Source organism: Streptomyces sp. CO7, assembly GCF_053474865.1.
This window is the reverse complement of sequence record NZ_JBRIOU010000002.1, coordinates 72,307-77,028: the sequence shown is the minus strand read 5'-3', so window position 1 is coordinate 77,028 and position 4,722 is coordinate 72,307. Positions and strand designations below refer to the sequence as shown.

At 74.9% G+C, this 4,722-nt stretch carries 4 protein-coding genes; 2 read left to right on the top strand and 2 right to left on the bottom strand.

The features are described from left to right. On the bottom strand, window positions 1-977 hold a 977-nt coding region (locus ACOV8S_RS02245), incomplete at its 3' end, for a DUF4192 domain-containing protein (RefSeq protein WP_448315779.1). A 113-nt stretch (window positions 978-1,090) separates the two neighbouring features. Between ACOV8S_RS02245 and ACOV8S_RS02240 the strand changes: the two genes are divergently transcribed. Together ACOV8S_RS02240 and ACOV8S_RS02235 are read left to right on the top strand one after the other, a co-directional pair. Next, window positions 1,091-3,268 carry a RecQ family ATP-dependent DNA helicase gene (locus ACOV8S_RS02240; protein WP_448315778.1) on the top strand — a complete coding sequence of 726 codons (2,178 nt, stop codon included), beginning with the start codon at window positions 1,091-1,093 and terminating at the stop codon, window positions 3,266-3,268. Window positions 3,269-3,656: 388 nt separating this feature from the next. Continuing rightward, on the top strand, window positions 3,657-4,283 hold the full coding sequence (locus ACOV8S_RS02235; protein WP_448315776.1) for a hypothetical protein: 627 nt from the start codon (window positions 3,657-3,659) through the stop codon (window positions 4,281-4,283). Between the two features lie 66 nt (window positions 4,284-4,349). On the opposite strand, the gene ACOV8S_RS02230 is transcribed toward ACOV8S_RS02235, so the two are convergent. Beyond that, window positions 4,350-4,722 (bottom strand): hypothetical protein (locus tag ACOV8S_RS02230; RefSeq protein WP_448315774.1); only part of this gene is annotated, 373 nt, incomplete at its 5' end.

Genomic DNA, 4,722 nt, shown 5'->3' with positions numbered 1-4,722 from the left:
ACACAGCGGCGGGAGAGCGCCCGCCACAGCCGGAGAGCCGGGGCTGCGTCCTCCCCCTCCATCCACTCCGCCGCCCGGTCCCGTGTGGCGCGGTCCTGCAGGCCGTGGACGAGCGTCGCGGCCTCCTCGTGACTGAGGAGCTGGTCGTCGCGGAGGTCCGAGTCCAGCCCGTCCGCCTCCGGCTCGGCGGCGGAGAACCGGCCATGGACCTGTTCCGCCAGCTCCATGGTGAGCTCGGCCACCTGGGCGCGCCCGTCCGTCTCGACCAGGCGCGGCAGCAACGCGGCCGCCGTCCCGTCCAGCGCCGCCTCCTGGGCCGCCACCGCCGAGGTGCCCTCCCAGGGACGCAGCCGCACCCGCACCTCCTCCAGCGAGCTTCGGACGCGGAGCCCGGCGAAGGCCGTGGCCGCGGCCAGCACCGAGGTGCCGGGGAGGCCCATGGGTCTGCCCTCCGCCGGACAGCAGGCCGCGTCCGAGCAGCAGTAGCTCCAGTAGCGGCCACCGGAGAGGCACAGCGCCTCGACCACCGGCACGTCCAGCCGCCCACACTCGGTGCGCATCAGCTGGGCCAGTGGCCGCAGGCGCTCCATGACCTCCCGCCCGGTCTCGCCGGGCCCGGCCTCCTGGCACACGTAGGCGACCATCCCGGTGACGGTGGAGCCCCGCCGGGCGCTGCCGGTCACCAGGCCCAGCGCCAGCTGACCGGCGGCGGCCCGCCAGTTCGCCGGCTCGGGCGGGATGCCCAGTCGTGCCCTGCCGCCGAAGCGCCCCTGCTTCCCGGAGTCGTGGAGGGCGACCAGCACCATGCTGTCCTCCGGCCGGTGTCCGAGCAGGTAGGGCAGGGCGTCGGCGAGCTCGCCGGTACTGCGCAGGGTGACCTGGGACAGGAGGGAGTCCGGCGTGGCACCGCCGGGCGCCGTGCCTGTCCCGTCGGTCTCGTTCCGGGACGAACCGGTGATTTCTTCGCGATGTGTCATACGGCGACGATGCGGGCGATACCGGCGATCCGTAAAGCCATCACCCGTTCGGCTGTGGACGACCGGCCTGTGGACAAACCGCGCCTGTCGTCGCCGTCCTGTTTGATGGAGCCATGGACCAGCACCACGACACCACGGAATTGCGGACCGAGGCCGACGCCGTCCTCGCCCGGCTCGTCGGCGATCCCACCGGGCGGGCGAAACTGCGCGAGGACCAGTGGCGTGCGGTCGAGGCTCTGGTCGCCCACCGCCGCCGCGCCCTGGTCGTGCAGCGCACGGGCTGGGGCAAGTCGGCGGTGTACTTCGTGGCGACGTCCCTGCTCCGCGCGCGCGGCAGCGGCCCGACGGTGATCGTCTCGCCGCTGCTGGCGCTGATGCGCAACCAGGTGGAGGCGGCGGCCCGTGCCGGCATCCACGCGCGGACCATCAACTCCGCCAACCAGGAGGACTGGGAGACGGTCCAGGCGGAGATCTCCGCCGGCTCGGTGGACGTGCTGCTGGTCAGTCCCGAGCGGCTGAACAACCCGGACTTCCGTGACAACGTCCTGCCCGCCCTCGCGGCGACCACCGGCCTGCTGGTGGTGGACGAGGCGCACTGCATCTCCGACTGGGGCCACGACTTCCGCCCCGACTACCGCCGCCTCCGCACCATGCTGCAGGAGCTGCCCGCGGGCGTACCGGTGCTCGCGACCACGGCGACCGCCAACGCCCGGGTGACGGCGGACGTCGCCGAGCAGCTCGGCACCGGGGCGGCCGGGGCGGACTCCGGCGCGCTGGTGCTGCGCGGGCCGCTGGACCGGGAGAGCCTGAGCCTGAGCGTCCTCGAACTGCCCGACGCAGCGCACCGTCTGGCCTGGCTGGCCGACCACCTGGACGACCTGCCGGGTTCCGGCATCGTGTACACCCTCACGGTCGCGGCGGCCGAGGAGGTCACGGCCTTCCTGCGTCGCCGCGGGCACACGGTGGCCTCGTACACCGGCAAGACGGAGAACGCGGAACGGCAGCAGGCGGAGGACGACCTGCTGCACAACAAGGTCAAGGCGCTGATCGCCACCTCGGCGCTCGGCATGGGCTTCGACAAGCCCGATCTCGGCTTCGTCGTCCATCTCGGTTCACCCTCCTCGCCGATCGCCTACTACCAGCAGGTCGGCCGCGCGGGCCGCGGGGTGGACCACGCGGAGGTGCTGCTGCTGCCGGGCAAGGAGGACGAGGCGATCTGGCGCTACTTCGCCTCGCTCGCCTTCCCGCCCGAGGAGACGGTGCGCCGCACCCTGGACGTGCTGGCCGGCGCGGACCGCCCGCTGTCCCTGCCCGCGCTGGAGCCGCTGGTCGAGCTGCGCCGGTCCCGGCTGGAGACGATGCTCAAGGTCCTGGACGTGGACGGCGCGGTGCGCCGGGTGAAGGGCGGCTGGATCGCCACCGGCCGGCCGTGGGCCTACGACACGGAGCGGTACGCGTGGGTGGCCCGGCAGCGCGAGGCGGAGCAGGAGGCGATGCGCGCCTACGCCGCCACCACCGGCTGCCGGATGGAGTTCCTGCGGCGTCAGCTGGACGACGAGGAGGCCGCGCCCTGCGGCCGGTGCGACAACTGCGCCGGGGCGCGCTTCACCGCCGACGCCTCCACCGGGGCCGTGAACGCGGCCCGTTCGGACCTGGACCGGGCCGGTGTCGAGGTGGAGCCCCGCAAGATGTGGCCCACCGGCATGACGGCCGTGGGCGTCGACCTGAAGGGGCGCATCCCCGCCTCCGAGCAGGCCGGCGAGGGCCGTGCCCTCGGGCGGCTGTCGGACATCGGCTGGGGCAACCGACTGCGCCCGCTGCTGGCTCCGCAGACCCCCGACGCGGCGGTGCCGGACGACGTGGCCCGCGCGGTGGTGGGGGTGCTGGCCGACTGGGCGAAGGGACCCGGCGGCTGGGCCCCCGGGGTGGAGCGGGCACAGCCCAGGCCGGTGGGCGTGGTGACGGTGGCCTCCCGGTCCCGCCCGCAGCTGGTCGGTTCGCTGGGCGCCCGGATCTCTGAGGTGGGGCGGCTGCCGCTGCTGGGTTCGGTGGAGTACACCCAGGACGCCCCGCCGCCGCACCGGAGCAACAGCGCGCAGCGGCTCAAGGCCCTGCACGATTCCCTGGTCGTGCCGCCCGCCCTGGCCGCCGCGCTGGAGGGCGCTCCCGGGCCCGTACTGCTGGTGGACGACTGGACGGAGACGGGCTGGACGCTGGCCGTGGCGGCCCGGCTCCTGCGCCGGGCGGGGGCGCCCGGGGTGCTGCCGCTGGTGCTGGCCGTGCAGGCCTGAGCCTGCGGGCCGCTCAGGCACGCCGGCACGCCTGAGCGGGGCGGCCCGGGTCCACCGGGCCGCGGTCCGGTCCGCTCGCGCGCGGCGACGAACACGCAGCGTGTCGCCGGGAACGCGGAACTCGCGGTTCACCGGAGCGGCAGGCGGAACCGGAGCGTCCTGATTACTCTGTGCGCCGGTTGGCGCGCCTGCGCCGCGGGGATATTGGAGACGGAACGTCAGAAAGCGGTCAGCGGTCCCAATTGCTCGTTGCCGACGCTCAGTTCGAGGGCGAGAATTGAGATCCGCCCCCGCGTTGACCCGCCGTCGAACGGCCGGGCGCCTCGTGGTGCGCTCCCCCGAATCCGACCCCGCCCGCGCTGTGGGCGTACCTGCCGAAGGGAGGACCGTGACCTTCGGATTCGCCCCGTCCTCCGCGGCAGCCGCGTCGACGTCCGCCGACCCGTCCGCCGCGTCCGCCAGTCGCCTGCTCGAGCCCGCGGAGTGGAGCGCCGCCGAGGTGCCGCTGCTGCGAAGCCCTCGCGAGGTCGTCAACGGCCTGCATTCCAGGCACCTGCCCAAGCCCGACACCGCGGTGGTCGCCGTCCTCGACCCGGACGAACGGCTGCGCGCCAGCGCTTCGTTCGTCCGCCGGCCCGGCACGCCCGCGGACGGCTGGATGTTCCGCAACGCCCTGCTGGCGCAGTTGCGCCGGGTGATCCCCCACGACCTGCGCCGCCGCAGCCCGGTGCACACGGCGGTGCTGCTGTACTGCCGTGAGGGCGACAGCCGCTGGACCGAGGAGGACGGCGCCTGGATGTGGGGACTCCGGGACGCCTGCACGCTGCACGGGCTCCGCTGCGGCGCCTACATCACCCTGACCAGGGACGGCTGGCAGGTCCAGGGCGAGGGCCGCGGCGGCCGGCGTCCCCATCTGGAGTCACCGCCCGAACTGTTCGGCGGTACGGCCCCCATTCCGCTGCCCCGCACGGGCGGGGCGGCGTCCGAGATCCTGCGGCGCGCGGCGGCCCGCTGAGCGCGTGGCCGCCGGGCGTTCGGGACGACCGTCCCTGGTCCGCCCGCGGCGCGGGCGGACCAGGGATCAGACCCCGGTGCCCAGCGCCGCGTCGACCCGCTGCGGCTCGCCGCAGACGATCAGCAGCGCACCGGCCCGGCGCAGCGCGGCCGGCAGCGCCTCGGCCACCTCGGCGTCCGTGCCGCCGTTGACGGCGATCACGGCCACCGGACGCGGCGCGAGCCGGTCCAGCGCGGCCGCGCCGGCGTAGAAGACGTCGTCGCCGGCGTCGTGCTGCGCCCAGTAGGCGGCTTCGCCGAAGGACAGCTCGTGGACGGCCCACGGGTGGGGGTCGCCGGTGGTGATCAGCAGGACCTCGCCCGGAGCGCGACCGGAGTCGAGCAGCAGGTCGACGGCCTCCTCCGCGGCGTCCAGCGCACCGTCCAGCGGGGCGGGGATC

Bases quoted from the DNA above. Each gene is read 5' to 3' on its own strand.
- ACOV8S_RS02240 (WP_448315778.1), top strand. From the start codon at position 1,091: ATGGACCAGCACCACGACACCACGGAATTGCGGACCGAGGCCGACGCC.